The organism is Spirulina subsalsa FACHB-351 (assembly GCF_026130165.1).
In the GTDB taxonomy this organism is placed as follows: Bacteria; Cyanobacteriota; Cyanobacteriia; order Cyanobacteriales; family Spirulinaceae; genus Spirulina_A; species Spirulina_A subsalsa_A.
Genome location: NZ_JAIHOM010000060.1, coordinates 12,027 through 30,273 on the forward strand (window position 1 = coordinate 12,027; position 18,247 = coordinate 30,273).

Here is an 18,247-nt window from a genome sequence, read left to right on the forward strand (position 1 = left end):
GAGGAAAAAATGGGAATTATTATTCAACAAGTTTCTAAAAATTTTGGCGATTTTCAAGCCTTACGTGAGATTAATCTGGATGTGAAGGATGGGACATTAGTGGCTTTGTTGGGACCGTCGGGGTCGGGTAAATCAACGTTGTTGCGGACGATTGCGGGATTAGAACAGCCGGATAGGGGGTCGATTTGGATTAATGGTCAAGATACGACTTATTTAGATGTGCGCGATCGCAATATTGGGTTTGTCTTCCAACATTACGCCCTGTTTAAGCATCTCACCGTCCGTCAAAATATCGCCTTTGGTCTAGAAATTCGTAAAACTCCCCCCAAATTAGTCAAGGAAAAAACCGAAGAATTATTAGGGTTGATTCAGTTGGAAGGTTTAGGAAATCGCTACCCTAACCAGCTTTCCGGGGGACAACGGCAACGAGTCGCCCTAGCGAGGGCCTTGGCCGTTAGTCCTCAAGTCCTCTTGTTAGATGAACCCTTTGGAGCCTTAGATGCAAAGGTGCGTAAGGAATTGCGCGCTTGGTTACGGCGACTTCATCAAGAGGTTCATGTGACCAGTGTTTTTGTCACCCATGACCAAGAGGAGGCTATGGAAGTGGCGGATTATATTGTGGTGATGAATGAAGGGAAAATTGAACAAGTTGGCACCCCGACGGAAATCTATGATCATCCGGCCACACCGTTTGTCATGAGTTTTGTTGGGGAGGTCAATGTTTTACCCAGTCATGTGGATTTAATTCCCCGGAACGCGAAAGTGCGGGAGGGTGCCGCTTTCATCCGCCCCCATGAATTGGAAATTGTCCCTTTGGGTGCAGGAGAAGGCACCCCCGCCATTGTGCGTCATATCACCCATTTAGGTTGGGAAACCCAAGTCGAGTTGGAATTAGGGGATTTTGAAGTCACTGCTCATTTAAGCAGAGAACAGTTTCTCCCCCTTAATTTAACCCTCAATCAAAAGGTTCTCGTGCGTTCTCGCAATGCTCGGTTCTTCTCCCAAGTGGCTTGAGATCCAATTTTCTCTTTTCTCCCTCTCTCCCCCGCTCCCCTGCTCCCCTGCTCCCCTGCTCCCTATTCCCCGAGTTATTCAGCAAGCCCCACTTAAATAGGTGTAGTGGGTGAGAGTCTGTTCATAATTACTCAATAACCGTTGGGCTTCTTCTAGGGTAATACGCTGCTCCTGTAGGGCTTGTTCTGTGCGTCGCCGTACTGTTTCAATCAGGTCGTCGGGCTTATATTGGGTATAGTGGAGGACTTCGCTAATGGTGTCTCCTTTCACAATGGATTCTACTTGATACCCTTGGGGGGTCATTTTAATATGCACGACGTTGGTATCCCCGAATAAGTTATGGAGATTGCCCATAATTTCTTGATAGGCTCCAACTAAAAACATCCCCAGATAATAGGGGGCCCGAGTGTGATGGGGGCCTAACTGGAGGGGGTGGAGTTCGAGGGAGTCTTTAATGTCGCGCAGGTCAATAAATTTGTTGATTTTGCCGTCACTATCACAGGTTAAATCGGCCAGGATGGCGCGTTCTGTGGGTTCTTCGGTGAGACGATGAATGGGCATAATGGGAAAGAGTTGATCTAAGGCCCAAGCATCGGGGGCTGATTGAAAAATAGATAAGTTGGCGTAGTAAATGGCCGTCATGTTTTTTTCTAGGTCGGCGAGATCGTCGGAAACGTAGTCCTGTTGACGGGTGATGTGCAGGATTTTCTCGCAACAGACCCAGTAAAGTTGCTCGGCGATCGCACGTTCCTGTAAGCTCAGATAGCCAAAGTTAAATAAACTGATGGCTTCTTCTTTGAATTGAACGGCATCGTGATAGGCTTCCTGGTAGTTTTCCGGGGTGATGGTGGCGTAGGTATCCCGTAGGTTGCGGATGACGAGGTTTTCTTTGCTGCTGGTAATCTCTGGGTATTGTAGGGCGGGGTAACTGGCTCCGAGAATATCAAAGATTAGCACGCCTTGATGACTGGCGATCGCACGGCCACTTTCACTGACGAGGGTAGGAGCCGCAACCTGGCGTTCCTCACAGGCTTCTTGCACCTCGGCTACAATATCATTGGCGTAGTTCTGCATATTGTAGTTTTTCGAGGCGTAGAAGTTGGTTTTTGAACCGTCATAGTCCACCGCTAAACCGCCCCCCACGTCTAAATACTGCATATTCGCCCCCAGTTTGACCAATTCGACATAGATTTGACTGGCCTCGCGGATGGCATCTTTAATCGTGCTAATCGAGGCGATTTGGGAGCCGATGTGGAAATGGAGGAGTTGTAAACAGTCCAACATCCCCGCGCTTTTTAGTTGGGTCACGACTTGGAGGATTTCAGGAATAGTTAGGCCAAATTTAGCGCGATCGCCTGTAGACTCTCCCCAGTGGCCGGCACCCTTAGCGCTCAGTTTCGCCCGCACCCCTAAAATGGGTGCAATATCTAGGGTTTGGCTCAATTCCAAAGCAATGGCTAATTCCGATAATTGTTCAATGACAATGACCGGAGTATGCCCTAAACGAGTGGAGAGTAGGGCTGTTTCAATATAATCCCGGTCTTTATAGCCATTGCAAATCAGTAAAGTGGCTTTTGAGGTCAAATTCTGGTGTAAGGCAGGTTCTAGGGTCGCTAAGGCAATCATTAGCTCAGGTTTAGACCCGGCCTCCAGCCCAAATTGATAGGGTTTGCCAAACTTAACCACCGACTCCACTAGATGGCGGTGTTGGTTACACTTCACGGGATACACCCCCCGATATTCTCCCGGATAGTTGTAGCGTGCGATCGCCCTAGCAAAACAAGCATTGAGACGTTCAATCCGATCGGCGAGAATATCCGAAAAGCGAATCAGGAGGGGTAAATTCAGGTTGCGTTGCCGCAATTCTTGCACCAATTCATAGAGATCCAGAGATCCCCCTCGTTCCCCTTGAGGAGACACTAGCACATGACCCGCCGCATTAATGGAAAAATAGGGATCTCCCCAGCCTTGAATCCGATAGAGGGCTTCACTATCTTCAATCCGCCAAGGGGTTTGAGGGGATGATAAAGGATTATATAGGGTTTGAGTTGTCTCTACGGGTTTATCTGTCTGCAATGCCATTGCTTATACTCCGGGTAGATGGGGAATGGGAAATCGAGAATGGGGGAGCAGGGGAGCAGGGGAGCGGGGGAGCAGGGGAGCAGGGGAGCAGGGGAGCAGGGGAGCGGGGGAGAAGTAATAGGGAATTGATAATTGATAATTGTTTCCGACTCCCGACTCCCGACTCCCGATGCTCTTGAATTCTAGCTTTCAGCCTTAACTTGTCAAGATTCGGAAATGGGTAAAACAATATTGAATTACGCGACTTGAGGGTTACGATTTTGAGGGATGGGGATGGTTTTATTTTGCGCTCGGTATTCTTCCTTCACAAGTTCCCAGGCAATTCTCAATTCTTCTAGGGCTTCTTGGGGGGTGTCTCCAAAAGCGGAAATGCTGGGAATTTCTTGAAAATAGGCGAGCCAGTCTCCTTGTTCATCTAGGTATAAGCCGAGGATAAATCCATCAAAGTTGTAATTGTCAAGAGTCATCATTATACAGTTCCTTGGTATTGAATAAACTGTTGAACTTGATAAGATTTGGCTTTGCCATCTTTACGAGGTTGAATGGGCAATAATTGACCTGTGGGAGACTGCCATAAACGATGGCTTCCGCGTTGGCGTTTTAAAATCCACTCCGATTGTTTCAAGAGGGTTTCAAATTCATTAAAGGTCAGATTTTGTGGATTTTGATTCGCTTTTTCCCATAGTTTATCCCGTTGGCTCATGCCTCATTGATTCCGATATTACTTAGGGCTTGCTGTACGCGAAGCGTGCCGTTAGGCATATAACTCCACTCGTGGGGCTAGGGAACAGGAAGGGGAGTCGAAAAAAGGCAAGCCTTTTTGATTATTTATCCCCAAAACCTTGCAGTTTCTCGCTCTTAAAATGCCCCAAATACCTATTAACATTGCTTAGAGAGATATTCAGCAGACCCTACTTATAGCCAACCTATTTGATAGGATCACCTAAAATCCAAATAGGAATGGTCCAGAGTTCACGTTTCATTGGGACTGGCTATATTATCTTATTTTACCTGAAATAGTAAGTAGGGCTTGCTGAATAACTCGGGGAGCAGGGGAGAGGAGAGAGGAGAGAGGGAGAGTCAGGAGTCCGTAATAATTCTCTCTTCTCTCTTCGCGGGAGAGTCGGGGAATTAAGAATGATTCCCTGTTCCCTATTCCCTATTCCCTGAACTTTTCAAGATTAGCCCTACTCGTATAAATCGGGGGCTTTTAAAAACGCCACGTTTTCCACTTCCGGGGCCTGGGACGTTGCCGTTAAGGCCGGAACGTGGGAGCGAATCATTGACGTGAGTTGTGTCACCGTTGCATCGTAAATCTGGGTGGCCACTTTAGGATATAAACCAATGCCAATAATCGGCACCAATAAAGAAGCAATAATGAACACTTCCCGAGGTTCTGCATCTACTAAAACCTCATGTTCTACTAATTCTTTATTTTCCTGGCCATAGAAGATTTCCCGCAACATTGAGAGCAGGTAAATGGGGGTTAAAATCACCCCAACGGCGGCCAGTAAGACCACCACTACCTTAAAGATGGGATTAAAAGCATCACTGGTAGCAAAACCGACAAAGACCATTAATTCCGCCACAAAACCACTCATCCCCGGTAAGGCAAGGGAGGCCAAAGAGCAAGAGGTCCACATGGCGAAGATTTTCTTCATCTGCTTGCCCACGCCACCCATTTCATCCAACATGAGGGTATGGGTACGGTCGTAAGTTGCCCCCACCATAAAGAAGAGACTAGCCCCGATTAAACCATGAGAAATCATCTGTAACAGCGCCCCACTGAGGCCTAAATTGGTAAAGGAGCCTAAACCAATCAAGACGAAACCCATGTGAGAGATGGAAGAGTAGGCGATTTTCCGTTTTAGATTGCGTTGGGCAAAAGAGGTGAGGGCAGCATAAACAATGTTCACCACTCCCAAAATCACGAGGATGGGGGCAAAGAAAACATGGGCATCGGGTAGCATCCCCAAATTCATGCGAATTAAGGCATAACCGCCCATTTTCAGGAGAATTCCCGCCAGTAACATATGGGCGGGGGCGGTGGCTTCTCCGTGGGCATCAGGGAGCCAGGTATGGAGGGGGAAAATGGGCAGTTTTACGCCATAGGCAATGAGGAGTCCGGCATAGAGGAGAAGTTGGAGATTAAAGGCGTAATCTTTGGCGGCGATCGCACTCATATCAAATGTGACCGTATCGCCATAGAAAGCCATAGTCAAGGCCGCGACCAAAATAAACAGGGAACCCCCGGCGGTATAGAGAATAAACTTGGTGGCCGCGTAAAGTCGCTTTTTACCGCCCCAAATGGAGAGAATGAGGTAAACCGGAACCAGTTCCAACTCCCAAACCAAGAAGAACAGTAACATATCCTGAACCGCAAAGACGGCGATTTGTCCGCCATACATGGCTAACATCAGGAAATAGAACAGTTTAGGCTTGAGGGTGACGGGCCAGGCCGCCATAATCGCTAAAGTGGTGATAAATCCCGTTAGGATAATCAGAGGCATGGATAAACCATCGGCCCCCACAGACCATTTCAGGTCTAAATCGGGAATCCAGGCATAACTTTCCACCAGTTGTAATTCAGGATTCCCTAAGTCATAGCCACTATAAAAGGCATAAACAATCAAGACAAAATCAATTAGCCCCACAATCAGGGCATACCATCGTACTGTTTTACCGTCTTTATCCGGGATAATGGGGATTAAAAGACTGGCGACGATGGGCAGCAGAATAATGGTCGTAAGCCAAGGAAAATTGGTCATATCAAGTTGAATCGTAAATCAGAAGACGGAACGCAGGTGAGGCCCCATGTCCCATCCTTTCAATAGTGAACTACCCCACCCTGCCGTTGGCGAGGATGGGGCTTCCTGATTCAACGGGAACTGCATCTAACAAAACCGATGTTTTGCCAGGTTGTCTTACACTCCCTCCCCAGGCAGTATCGCTGGTTCCCAACGACAAGACTTGTACTGAGCATAGTCGAAGTATCCGCAAGGCTTCATTTCTGATATTTTGTGCCGCATTGACATCTCGCTCGTGGCAAGTCCCACAATGTTGACATTGCCATTGACGAATATCTAACGACCAACTATCTACAACTTGGTTTTCGTTGACTATCTTGCGGGATAGTTTGTGTAGAAATTTGATTGTCCCTTCAAATGCTCGATGACGATGGCAGTAGACTAGCCCAATCTTCCCCGGTAGTTTGATATAGTCTCCCTCAAACTTAACGTTGGCGGGATAACTTAATGACTGCCGACCATGCTTTGACTTGAAACGGGGCAATTGCGCCCGCTTCTCAAAGCAGTTTTTATAGGCAGTGGAAAGATTGAGAGCAACAACTTGCAAAGACTGGGAATAGGCATCCCTTAGCCAAGGGTATTCCTTTTTTAACCCTGGTAACAGACTCTGGATATATCCACGAGATAATCCTTTGCCTGTCTTGAGATATGTTTGTTGGCATAGGTTGAGTGCAAAATTCCCATACCAACGACAGCATCCAAAGGCCTTCGCGAGAGACGCTTTTTGGTCGTCGGTTGGGTAGATGCGATACTTGTATGCCTTATACATTATCTTTATTTGCTGTTGCCGATAACATTGTACCTGATCATCCTAGGATTCGCGATCGCTCAGTTGGTTTATGGGTTGCTATTCATCCCCTCCCTGCAAGGGAGGAAGCAACATTTTGTTAAAAGGGGAAAGTTGACTTGACCTTCCCCTTTTAACGTTAATCTTTGAATTGTCAGGGGTCAGAGGTTAACCAATACTGGATAGGACCACAAACCCGAGGACGGCGGCGAAAATAATCAGGGCGTAGAATTGAGCGCGTCCGTTTTCAAAATACTTCAGCCCTTGACCTGTCACTACGGTGACTAATCCGGTGAAGTTAACCGCCCCATCCACTACGCGGTAGTCAATCTCTAGCATTTGCCGGGCTAGACGACGGCAGCCCATGACAAACACCCGGTCATAAATCTCGTCGAAGTACCATTTATTGAGGGAGAGATTATAGAGGGGTTGAATTTTTTGTGCGATCGCCCCCGCGCTGATTTTCTGCTGTAAATACATCAGAGAAGCAACTGTAATCCCAATCAGGGCAATCCCCACAGAATTTCCCCCCATGATGGCAAACTCGGTCCAACTAAAATGAGCCGCGTGTTCCACCACTTCCGCCGTCGTTTCACCCGGAGCATGAACCAGCGCCTCAAAAGAGTTCGCCCAAGGCCGCCCCAGCCAGCCTAACAAGAAAGAGGGCACAGCCAACACTAACAGGGGCAAGGTCATAGTCCAAGGAGACTCATGAGGCTCGCTGCTGTGGTGATGATCCTCATCATGGTCTAATTCATGGGGATCCATCGCCCCGGGGCCGAAAGCAGGCTCAAGCACCACTTCCTCCTCCACACCAGCCGCCGCCGCTTTCAGTTGGGCGATAATGGTTTGATTGGTGCCTCGGAACTCTCCCTCAAAGGTGAGGAAATACATCCGAAACATATAAAAGGCCGTAATCCCAGCCGTTAACCAGCCCACCACCCAGAGGGCGGGATTGGCTTGAAAGGCTAACCCTAAAATTTCATCTTTTGACCAGAATCCGGCAAAGGGGGGAATCCCACAGATGGCTAAGTTGCCCACTAAAAACGTAAAGGCCGTAATGGGCATATATTTCCGTAAACCTCCCATCAGGCGCATATCTTGGGCTAAAACAGGGTCATGGCCGACTACTCCTTCCATACCGTGAATGACAGACCCAGAACAGAGGAACAACATGGCCTTAAAGTAAGCATGGGTCATCAAGTGGAAGACTCCTGCACTGTAAGCCCCACAGCCCATTGCCATCACCATATAGCCCAATTGGGACACGGTAGAGTAGGCCAGACCTTTTTTGATGTCATTTTGGGTAATGGCAATGGAAGCCCCCAGAAAGGCGGTAAACGCCCCCGTCCAGGCGATGGTATCCATAGCCACGGGGATATGCTCAAACACCGGGTACATCCGGGCAATCAGGAACACCCCGGCCGCTACCATAGTGGCCGCGTGAATCAGGGCCGAAATGGGGGTAGGGCCTTCCATTGCGTCTGGAAGCCACACATGGAGGGGAAACTGTGCTGATTTGGCCACCGGACCGAGAAACACGAGAACTCCAAACAGGGCAGCGAGTCCTCCCGCTAAGGCTCCCGAGGAAACTAATTCCGCGAGGCGATCGCCCATAATTTCAAATTCAAAGCTACCCGTTGCCCAATATAGCCCCAACATCCCCAACAACAGCCCGAAGTCCCCCACACGGTTGACCACAAAGGCTTTCTGACAGGCATCGGCGGCCGCTTTGCGGTCATACCAAAACCCAATCAACAGGTAGGAACACATCCCCACCAACTCCCAGAAAATATAAATCTGGACTAAATTGGGGCTAATCACTAACCCCAACATAGAGGAGCTAAAAATACTCAGGTAGGAATAAAAACGGACATAGCCGGGATCGTGCGCCATGTAGCCGTCAGTGTAGATCATGACCAAAAAGGCCACCGTACACACGATCACTAACATCACTGCGGTGAGGGGGTCAATAATATACCCCATCGTCAGATGAAAATTTCCGGCCGATGCCCATTCAAAGGTGCTGGTATAGGAACCATGTCCTTGAATTTGACTCCACAGTAGCGCGAAAGACATAGCCATCGACACCCCTAACAGGGTGATGATGAACGCGGCGTTCAACTGTCGCAGTTGATTAGTAAATTTGTTGAGAGAAATTAACCCAACTCCTACCAACGTCGCCCCCACTAAGGGCAACACTGGAATAAGCCAGGCGTATTCATAAAGCAGTGGTTCCATTACTTATGCTGATTCTATAATCGTCTCAAGTTTGAGGATACAGCGTTTTCCCTTCTGCGGCTTTGTACAAGTAAACGATGGGCAGGAAGAGAGGACGGCTTTAAGTCTCTCAGGATTCCACAGGACGCTGTACCGTTCTTATTCTGACATATTAAGGCCGGGGATTCGGGCTTATTGAGAAAGTCTGCTCGTGGGGGGAGGGAATAGGGAATAGGAAAGATGTGACGGGGATTCTGGGAACAGGGTCTAGTCAACTGGCGCTGAAGCAGAAAGCCTAGATTGCGAGGTCTAGGAATCCCCGTCGTTTACGACGGTGGAGGATGTCAAGAAGCAACTCCCCCTCATTCGTTAAAGTATAGAAAAGAGAGAAACCTTGATACAACCCAAGATTCCATTAGACATAACATGGTAGAAACAACAGTGGCTCAAAATCCCTTACTGATTGGTTACGGATTACCCCCTTTTCCCGAGATTACCCCAGATCATGTGATCCCTGCTGTGACGGAACTCCTCAAAGACTTGCGGGGAAAACTGCAACAGATTGAAACGAACCTAACCCCCACTTGGCAAGGACTGGTTGTGCCGCTAACGGAACTACAAGAACGTTTCGGCTGGACTTGGGGAGTGATTGGTCATTTAATGAGCGTGAAAAATAGTCCAGAGTTACGCCAAGCTTATGAACAGGTCGAGCCGGAACTGGTTAAATTTAGTAATGAGGTGGCGCAAAGTCAGCCCATTTATGGGGCATTTAAAGCCCTTGCGGCCTCGGGAGAGTATAACAGCCTTGAACCCGCCCAGAAACGCATTGTCGAGGCCGCTATCCGCGATGCAGAGCTTTCTGGTGTGGGGTTGCAGGGGGAAACCAAAGAACGGTTCAATGGGATTCAGTTGGAACTAGCCGAACTTTCGACCAAGTTTTCTAATCATGTTCTGGATGCAACAAAGGCCTTTCAGTTAAAACTGACGACACCGGAAGAGGTGGAAGGAATGCCCCCCAGTTGGTTAGGTTTGGCGGCACAAACGGCGCGCACGGCGGGGGAAGAGGGGGCGACACCGGAAGGAGGGCCTTGGGTGGTGACGTTGGATTTTCCCAGTTATTACCCCTTTATGCAGCATAGCCGCCGGGAGGATTTACGGGAAAAGGTCTATCGGGCTTATATTCGTCGAGCGGCGGAGGGGGAATGGGATAATAACCCATTAATTGGCCGGATTTTGACCTTACGGCAAGAAGAGGCGGAAATTTTGGGCTATAGCAGCTATGGGGAGATGAGTTTAGCCCGCAAGATGGCGCCGAATGTGGAGGCAGTGGAAAAGCTACTAGAAGAGTTGCGTGGTGTGAGTTACGAGGCGGCACAACGAGAGTTTGAGGAACTGAAAGCCTTTGCTGGAGGAGCGGATTTGAAGCATTGGGATGTGTCGTTTTGGGCGGAACGTCAGCGCGAGGGGAAGTTTGCGTTTAATGCGGAGGAGTTGCGACCCTATTTTCCCTTACCCCAAGTGTTAGAGGGGTTATTTGGTTTAGCGCGGCGGATTTTTGGGGTGCAGATTGTGGCGGCCGATGGACAGGCTCCGGTGTGGCATGAGGATGTCCGGTATTTTGAGATTCAAGATCAGGGGGGGGATGCGATCGCCTATTTTTACCTCGATCCCTACAGTCGCCCAGCCCAAAAACGCGGCGGCGCTTGGATGAATGACTGCATCGGACGGGCCAAAATGACCGTAGAAGGCAAAACGATTACCCGTTTACCTGTGGCCTACTTAATCTGTAATCAGTCCCCCCCGGTGGATGGGAAACCCAGTTTAATGACCTTTGAAGAGGTAGAAACCCTATTCCATGAGTTTGGGCATGGTTTACAGCATATGTTAACCACGGTGGACTATGTGGGGGCTTCTGGGATTAACAATGTGGAATGGGATGCGGTGGAGTTGCCCAGTCAGTTTATGGAAAACTGGTGTTATGACCGCACAACCTTATTAGGCATGGCGAAACACTACGAGACCGGGGAAGTCTTGCCGGAGCATTATTATCAGAAGTTACTGGCCGCCCGCAATTATATGAGTGGTTCCGCGATGTTGCGACAGGTGCATTTTAGTCTGTTGGATCTGGAGCTACATCACCGCTATCAACCCCAAGGAGAGGAAACACCCAATCAAGTGCGCGATCGCCTTGCTCAAACCACCACCATCCTCCCCCCCCTCCCCGAGGACTCTTTCCTCTGTAGTTTCGGTCATATTTTCGCCGGAGGCTACGCGGCCGGGTACTACAGTTATAAATGGGCCGAAGTCCTGAGCGCTGATGCCTTTGCCGCCTTTGAAGAAGCCGGCCTAGACAATGAAGAGGCCGTCATCGCCACCGGAGAGCGTTTCCGCGACACCGTGTTAGCCCTAGGAGGCAGTTTACACCCCATGGAAGTCTTTAAAGCCTTCCGAGGTCGCGAACCCAACACAGAACCCTTATTACGTCATAGCGGCCTAGTGGCGGCGGGGTGAATTAGGTCGGGAGTCGGGAGCAGGGGAGCGGGGGAGCAGGGGAGGAAAGAGGAGAATTCTCTATTCTCACTTCTCTATTCTCACTTCTCTCTTGGGGGAGTCGGGAGTCGGGAATCGGAAACAATTGTCAATTGTCAATTATCAATTATCAATTCCCTATTCCCTTCAACCAACCGCATTCATGAAACAGGAATCCGGCAACTCCAACACCTCAGCCTGATAACTTTGACCAACCACCCCCTCCAACTTCGCCCCCGTTAAATTCGTACCTCGCAAAATCGCCGCCATTAAATTGGCATTGCGTAACAACGCCTCCGATAAATCCGCCCCCGTCAAATTTACCCCCTTGAGATTCGCCTGTTGCAACTGCGCCGCCCGTAAATTCGCCCGAGTTAAATTCGCCCCCTCTAAATTTGCTCCACCTAAACGAGCTTCACTCAGATTTACCCCTTCCAAATCCACCCCACTCAAATCCACCTCTTTCAAAAAAGCCTTACTCAAAATCGCCCCATTCAACGAAGTGCCGTAAAGTTCCGCATGGGATAAACGCCCCTCCGCCAGATTCGCCCAGTTTAAATTCGCCCCGCTTAAATTAGCCTGACGCAAATTCACCCGTTGTAAATTCGCCCCGCAGAGATTAGCCCCCCACAAATTCGCTCCCCGCAAATTCGCATGAGCTAAGATAGCCCCGCTTAATTTCGCCCGAGGGAACTTCGCTCTCACCATAAAGGCTCCCGTTAAATTGGCCTTAGTTAAATCAGTTTCAATTAACTTCGCATTACTTAACTTAGAACAACTTAAATTTGCCCAGTTCAAACTCGCCCCACTGAGGTCTGCCTTGGTGAGAAAAGCGCGGTTAAAATTGGCCCCAGTTAAGTTGGCATCGCGAAAATTCACCCCAATTAACGTGACACATTTCAGGTCTAAACCACTTAGATCAACCCCCGCAAAATCACGAACCCCCTGTTCGTAGGCTCTAAGTAAATGACGAACATCCATCCTATGTAACCCTCCTTAACTGGGCAACCCCAAAACGGAAACGACTTTTAAGCGACTTGTCTTTATGTCTAGTGTTGAGCTTTCTATACTTTTATTCTACTTCTTAGCCTAGGTGGTCTTGGGGCAATCGGGGGGTCTTGTTTAAAAAAGTTTAAAATAGTATTAAGAAATACTGCATTTTGCCAGATTTGGTTAAGCAAATTTCCAGAAAGTATCTGGTTTTTCACCCCAGAAAAAAGCAGAGTTTAATCCGTATAAATACGGATTAAAAAACCCTGTTCCCGAAAAGGAAACAGGGTACTGTTGTAATCTGCAAGGGTTTTACTTCAGGACACCCACCACAGAAGCCACTTCCGATTCAATTAAATCTGGGGCTAACAAGCCTTGGGCATAAATTTGAGGATGTGCTTCCGCAATCTTGGTGAAAGATTGACGAACTTGGGCATTAATGGCCACCGTTTGCACATCATAGAGTTGAGTGGCTAACTTAGGATAAAACCCAATCCCGACAATCAACACTAAGAAGGAAGCCGCGATAAAGAGTTCTCGGGGTTGAGCGTCGGTGTATTTGGCTTCAGCAGGTAAGACGCAACTGGTACCAAAACAAACGGCCGGCTCATTTTCTTGAGTCTGTACACGGCTATTTCCCATCACACAGGAGGGGGGTAAAGCCGCCCCATAAAAGAGTTGACGCAACATCGAGAGCAGATAGATGGGGGTGATAATTAAGCCAACGGCGGCTAACAGAGCAATCACGGCGCGGAAGTTGAGGTTATAGAGGTCACTTCCTGTTACACCGAGGAAGACGGCTAATTCACTGGCAAAGCCACTCATCCCGGGGAGGGCAAGGGAAGCCATTGCGGCAGCCGTAAAGAGGGCGAAAACTTTGGGCATTACTTTGCCGATGTCGCTCATCTCATCGAGGGCGAGGGTGTGGGTGCGGTCGTAGGTGACACCTGCGAGGAAGAATAAGACGGCCGCAATCAGACCATGAGAAATCATCTGTAACATAGCCCCACTAATGCCTAAGTCGGTGTAGGAGGCAATGCCGAGGAGGACGAAGCCCATATGAGCGACGGAGGAGTAGGCGAGGCGGCGTTTCATGTTGGTTTGCCCGAAGGAGGCAAAACCACCGTAAATAATGTTGACTACGCCAAGGATAATTAAGACGGGGGCAAAGTAAACGTGAGCGTCGGATAACAGACCTAAGTTGAGACGGAGTAAGCCATAACCGCCCATTTTTAAGAGTACCCCAGCCAGAATCATGGAGACGGGGGCAGAGGCTTCACCGTGAGCATCGGGGAGCCAGGTATGGAGGGGGAAGATGGCGAGTTTTACTCCAAAGGCGATGAGTAATCCGGCGTACAGGGGTAATTCTAAAGCTAGGGGATATTCTTTGAGGGCGAGTTCTACCATGTCGAAGGTAGGGGTTCCGCCACCGTAGAGGGCAAGGCCTAAGCCTGCAACTAGGATGAAGACGGAAGCGGCGGCGGTGTAGAGCAGAAACTTGGTTGCTGCGTAACGGCGCTTTTGTCCGCCCCAGATGGAAACGAGCAAATAAACGGGAACTAATTCTAGTTCCCACATGATGAAGAGTAGTAATAAGTCTTGGGCGACGAAAACCCCAACCTGGGCGGAATATAGCACCAGCATCAGGAAGTAGAAGAGACGGGGTTTGTGGTCTACTTGCCAAGAGGCGAGGATGGCGAGGGTTGTCACCAGTCCAGCTAAGAGGACGAGGGGCATGGAGATGCCATCGACGGAAACAGCCCAGCTTAAGCCGAGTGCGGGTAACCAGTCGTATTTTTCGGCGAGTTGAAAACCTGCCAGGCTTGTATCGTAATTTTGCCAAAAGGCGTAACACATTAACACAAAGTCCGCGATACCAACCCCGAGAGCGTACCAACGTACCCGTTTGCCTGTTTTGTCGGGTAGGACTGGGATAGCTAAGGACGCGATCAGAGGGAGTAGGATAATCGCGGTAAGCCAAGGAAATTGAGCCACGATCATAATAATTTGTAAACCATGAGAGTGTTATGAGGGTAATTATACTCCCTTTGTAAACAAATGTTAAGTTTTTTTGTCAAAATTTTATACAAGTTGAAAAAAATTCATGATCAATTATCAAGGGGATTGATGGAGCCGTTGGGCATGATGGCTCCGGCTAGGTTGGTTCCTTTGAGGTTAGCGCCTTCGAGGTTAGCGCCTTCGAGGTTGGCTCCCCTTAAAAATGCCCCAGCTAGGTTGGCTCCGGCTAGGTTGGCTCCGGCTAGGTTGCCTTGGGTGAATTCTACTTGACTTAAGTCGGCTGCGCTGAGGTTGGCTCCGGCTAGGTTGGCTCCGGTAAGGCGCATTCCACTGAGGATTTTTCCGGCTAGGTTAACGCCGGGGGCGATTAAACAGGCTCCGGCGGCGATGGGGTCGAAGTCGTTGGGGAAGTGGGTTTGATGGTCAAAGAGGGCTTCTTTAATGTTGGTCTGGCTGAGGTCGGTTTCTCTAAAATCGGCTTCGTAGAGATAGGTCCGGCTGAGGTTGGCTTGGGTGAGAATGGCGGCGGTGAGGTTGGCTCCCATTAAACTGGCTCCGATGAGGTTGGCATGGTGGAGGGTTGCTCCAACTAATTCGGTGCCGATGAGGCGTGCCATCATTAAGTCGGCTTGGCTGAGGTCTGTTCCGCTACAGAAGGCGAGGTTGAGTCGAGCGCCACTGAGGTTGACGCGGAGGAGTTCGGCCATGCTGAGGTCGGCGCGGTTGAGGTTGCTGCCCTCAAAATCGGCTTCGATACAGGAGGCGCTCATGAGGGTGGCGTTGCTGAGGTCGGTGCCTCTGAGGTTGGCTTGAAATAGGTTGACTTCGCTCAGGTCTATTCCGGTGAGGATGAGAAAACTTAGGTCGATGCCTGTGAGGTCTAAGCCGTGAAAGTCGGTTTCTCCGGTCTGGTAATTTTGTAGTAAAGCTTCCCTATCCATACCCCTATTTGCTGTGATGAAAACCCTACTGGTGTTCTGTTTGGTTGTGTTGATGAATTGCTATGGCAGTCCTGCCTATAGTCTACCCTTATTCTCTGCTGTCTCGATCGGGGGGGAGGAAGGGGTTGCTCTGCTGGGTTTGGATGAGTTACCGGGGGGGTTTCAGGAGTTGCCGAGGGTGCTGTTGCGTCCGGTGGGGGGACGGGTGGAGCAGTTGGCTGGGGTGCTGGAGGAGGGGGGATGGCAGGGGGGGGAGGTGTTTGTGTATTTCCATCCTCGGAGGCTGGAGTTGGTGTTAGGGATGGTGGGATGGGTGGAGGATGTGGGGCGGTTTGATGCCTATTTGGAGCGGTTTGATGATCCGGTGCAACGGGGGGATTTCTGGGGGAATTTGGCGGGGAAGATGGGGGGGGCGCGGGTGAGTTGGGAGGGGTATGAGTATCGGCGGGATTTGCGGGGGGTGGGCGATCGCTCAACGGGAATGAATGTGAGCCTAAATCTTGTCCATCAAGGGTTTGAGGGGGAGGTTTTGCTGTTTCGCCGCGATCGCCAAGCTGTTTTACTTGTGGTTTTAAACCCCGAGGATCGTTGGCCCCAGGTGAGGGTTAAGGCGATCGCAACTCAACTCCTGCACAAACTCTAAGGTATTCTGATCCTCACTCTAAACAGGACTAATCGGTTTTTTCCTTAAATTAATGGAAAAAACCAACCTGTCGCTTACAATAGAAGAAGCGGAGACAAATGTTTCCGTTCACTCCTCACACCACTTATCCGCCCGGACAGAGTTCGGGCGGTTTCTTTTTGCCGGGGCTTTGCCTTTAGGGGGCTTAACCCTTGTCCTCACTGTTTTTATGCCTTTTTGGCTCTAATTCGTTTTTTCCTTGACAAAATCTACATTTTGTGATATCCAGACGAATTATTATTAAATTATGTTGATTGTATACTGTATTGACCCAAAGTGGATAAGTATTGCTATGGTAGAATTTCCTACAAGTCAAAAAGCTAGAAGATAGGCAAGGAATCCTGTGTTATGGCAGATTCAGTTACAGATAGCACCTTTAAGGAAGTCGTTCTAGATAGTGAGATTCCGGTGCTAGTCGATTTTTGGGCCCCCTGGTGCGGTCCTTGTCGGATGGTTGCACCTGTTGTCGATGAAATCGCGGATCAATACGAAGGTCAAGTCAAAGTTGTAAAACTCAACACTGACGAAAACCCTAATGTTGCCAGCCAGTATGGAATTCGCAGTATTCCCACCTTGATGATTTTCAAAGGCGGTCAACGGGTCGATATGGTAGTAGGTGCTGTTCCGAAAACGACACTCTCCAATACTTTGGAAAAACATCTTTAGAGGGAAAAAGCGATTCTCATTCCGAGACGCTTCGCGACCGCATTTTAGGGGGAATAGTCAGTTGCTCTCATCCCCCCATTTTGTATATTTTTGTTAAAAGTGCTTGGGCTGTTTTCAGACTAAGCATTTTTGTTTGCATTTTTGTTTGCATTTTTGTTGGGCCCCCTGTCCTCAAAATTCAGGTATAATAGGAGTTCGCCAAAATAATAGACGTCATGGCTGTGTCACCTTCATCTTATTCCGATTCAGAATCCTTTGCTGCTGCCCTGCATGATCTGGCGAACCGCTTACCAGACCTGAAACATGGCAAATATATTCAACGGGCCTTAACGGTCTTGATGCGTTTGACAGGGGAGGAAGTAGACCGCTTGGATTGGAAAATCCTTAGCGCGGCCATGCAGGACTTGGAAGGGGGCTTTCAGGTTTTTTACCCCTACCGTCACATTCGCAAAGTGAGTGTTTTCGGGTCGGCCCGTACTCCGGTGGATAAGCCCATTTACCGCATGGCTGTAGATTTTTCCCGTCGGATGACGGAACAGGGCTTTATGGTGATCACAGGGGCCGGAGAGGGCATTATGGCCGCGGGGAATGAAGGGGCAGGGCGTGAAAATTCTTTTGGCCTAAATATTAACTTGCCTTTTGAACAGGGATCAAATCGTTACATTGAAGATGATCCCAAATTAGTCCAGTTTAAGTATTTTTTCACCCGTAAGTTATTTTTCTTGCGGGAAAGTGATGCGATCGCACTTTTCCCGGGCGGATTTGGCACCCTTGACGAAGCCTTTGAGAGTTTGACCCTCTCCCAGACGGGAAAATATGGACCAGCGCCCATTGTATTTATTGACAATCCGGGGGGAGACTATTGGCAATCCCTTGACCGACATATTCGGGATCATCTGATTACCAATGGTTTAGTAAGTCCGAATGATCCGAGTATTTATACAATTACGGACGATTTAGACCAAGCTTGTGCCGCCATTAGCAATTTTTATCGGGTGTATCATTCGAGTCGTTATGTCAATCATTTGTTTGTGATGCGTCTTAATTCCGAACTGTCGGATGAAACAGTGGAACAGTTGAATGAAGAGTATGGGGATTTATTAGTAAAAGGTCGCATTGAAAAAAGTGCGGCTCTTCCCGCCGAACAAGGAGACGAGACGGTGAATTTACCCCGTTTAGTGTTTGAGTTTAATCAAAAAAGTGCCGCTCGTCTGGGTCAAATGATTCGACAGATTAATGAGTTGGGGGCATTATTACCGGAGAGTGATCATCCTGAGCGCAAGTAGGGAAGTTTTTGATCTAACGGACTGACACAAGTAGCTGAAATCTCTGAACAACCTCTGCGTTCAAGAGACGGGGCTTGCTAGTCCCCATTGTGTTTTGTTTGACACTCCACTGCCTAAAGGCGAGTGGATTCTTTCCTCATAGACTCTTGTCTAGCCAATCAGAAATTGACCCCGACAGAACGTCTCCGAAAGCATTTTGAATCACGGGCTGTCCGACCGCGATT

14 protein-coding genes are annotated in these 18,247 nt (G+C 49.0%); 5 read left to right on the forward strand and 9 right to left on the reverse strand.

Annotated features, from left to right (window positions below):
- The first annotated feature begins 9 nt into the window (after nucleotides 1-9).
- Nucleotides 10-1,014 (forward strand): sulfate/molybdate ABC transporter ATP-binding protein, encoded by a 1,005-nt coding sequence (locus K4A83_RS13095; protein WP_265265028.1) that lies wholly within the window; start codon nucleotides 10-12, stop codon nucleotides 1,012-1,014.
- Between the two features lie 78 nt (nucleotides 1,015-1,092).
- Here K4A83_RS13095 and speA read toward each other — a convergent pair whose 3' ends face one another.
- The 6 genes from speA to K4A83_RS13125 form a co-directional block, all read right to left on the reverse strand.
- Nucleotides 1,093-3,096, reverse strand: a complete 2,004-nt coding sequence (gene speA, locus K4A83_RS13100) for a biosynthetic arginine decarboxylase (protein WP_265265029.1) — start codon at nucleotides 3,094-3,096, stop codon at nucleotides 1,093-1,095.
- 236 nt (nucleotides 3,097-3,332) lie between these two features.
- The gene (locus K4A83_RS13105; RefSeq protein ID WP_265265030.1) at nucleotides 3,333-3,566 is read right to left on the reverse strand and encodes a type II toxin-antitoxin system HicB family antitoxin; all 234 of its coding nucleotides are present in this window, start codon (nucleotides 3,564-3,566) and stop codon (nucleotides 3,333-3,335) included.
- Nucleotides 3,566-3,799: a type II toxin-antitoxin system HicA family toxin gene (locus K4A83_RS13110; RefSeq protein ID WP_265265031.1), complete on the reverse strand. Its 234-nt coding sequence runs from the start codon at nucleotides 3,797-3,799 to the stop codon at nucleotides 3,566-3,568. Before K4A83_RS13110 ends, K4A83_RS13105 begins: the two co-directional genes overlap by 1 nt.
- Nucleotides 3,800-4,283: 484 nt before the next feature.
- Entirely contained in the window at nucleotides 4,284-5,864 is a 1,581-nt protein-coding gene (locus K4A83_RS13115) for an NAD(P)H-quinone oxidoreductase subunit 4 (RefSeq protein ID WP_265265033.1), read from the reverse strand.
- A gap of 70 nt (nucleotides 5,865-5,934) precedes the next feature.
- Nucleotides 5,935-6,672, reverse strand: coding sequence for an RNA-guided endonuclease InsQ/TnpB family protein (locus K4A83_RS13120; RefSeq protein WP_265265034.1), 738 nt, complete (start codon nucleotides 6,670-6,672; stop codon nucleotides 5,935-5,937).
- Between the two features lie 186 nt (nucleotides 6,673-6,858).
- Nucleotides 6,859-8,931: an NAD(P)H-quinone oxidoreductase subunit 5 gene (locus tag K4A83_RS13125; RefSeq protein ID WP_265265035.1), complete on the reverse strand. Its 2,073-nt coding sequence runs from the start codon at nucleotides 8,929-8,931 to the stop codon at nucleotides 6,859-6,861.
- Between the two features lie 405 nt (nucleotides 8,932-9,336).
- Between K4A83_RS13125 and K4A83_RS13130 the strand changes: the two genes are divergently transcribed.
- Nucleotides 9,337-11,421 carry a M3 family metallopeptidase gene (locus K4A83_RS13130; RefSeq protein WP_265265036.1) on the forward strand — a complete coding sequence of 695 codons (2,085 nt, stop codon included), beginning with the start codon at nucleotides 9,337-9,339 and terminating at the stop codon, nucleotides 11,419-11,421.
- Between the two features lie 165 nt (nucleotides 11,422-11,586).
- On the opposite strand, the gene K4A83_RS13135 is transcribed toward K4A83_RS13130, so the two are convergent.
- From K4A83_RS13135 to K4A83_RS13145, 3 genes are all read right to left on the reverse strand, one after another.
- Nucleotides 11,587-12,420 carry a pentapeptide repeat-containing protein gene (locus K4A83_RS13135; RefSeq protein ID WP_265265037.1) on the reverse strand — a complete coding sequence of 278 codons (834 nt, stop codon included), beginning with the start codon at nucleotides 12,418-12,420 and terminating at the stop codon, nucleotides 11,587-11,589.
- A gap of 321 nt (nucleotides 12,421-12,741) precedes the next feature.
- A complete protein-coding gene (locus K4A83_RS13140) occupies nucleotides 12,742-14,430 on the reverse strand; it encodes an NAD(P)H-quinone oxidoreductase subunit 4 (RefSeq protein ID WP_321161027.1) in 1,689 nt (562 codons plus the stop codon).
- Between the two features lie 107 nt (nucleotides 14,431-14,537).
- Entirely contained in the window at nucleotides 14,538-15,389 is an 852-nt protein-coding gene (locus K4A83_RS13145) for a pentapeptide repeat-containing protein (RefSeq protein WP_265265038.1), read from the reverse strand.
- A gap of 13 nt (nucleotides 15,390-15,402) precedes the next feature.
- Between K4A83_RS13145 and K4A83_RS13150 the strand changes: the two genes are divergently transcribed.
- The 3 genes from K4A83_RS13150 to K4A83_RS13160 all read left to right on the forward strand — a co-directional run bounded on the left by K4A83_RS13150 (nucleotide 15,403) and on the right by K4A83_RS13160 (nucleotide 18,023).
- Entirely contained in the window at nucleotides 15,403-16,032 is a 630-nt protein-coding gene (locus tag K4A83_RS13150) for a hypothetical protein (RefSeq protein ID WP_265265039.1), read from the forward strand.
- 387 nt (nucleotides 16,033-16,419) lie between these two features.
- Nucleotides 16,420-16,737, forward strand: a complete 318-nt coding sequence (gene trxA / locus K4A83_RS13155) for a thioredoxin (protein ID WP_017305605.1) — start codon at nucleotides 16,420-16,422, stop codon at nucleotides 16,735-16,737.
- Between the two features lie 215 nt (nucleotides 16,738-16,952).
- On the forward strand, nucleotides 16,953-18,023 hold the full coding sequence (locus K4A83_RS13160) for an LOG family protein (RefSeq protein ID WP_265265040.1): 1,071 nt from the start codon (nucleotides 16,953-16,955) through the stop codon (nucleotides 18,021-18,023).
- The last annotated feature ends 224 nt before the right edge of the window (nucleotides 18,024-18,247 follow it).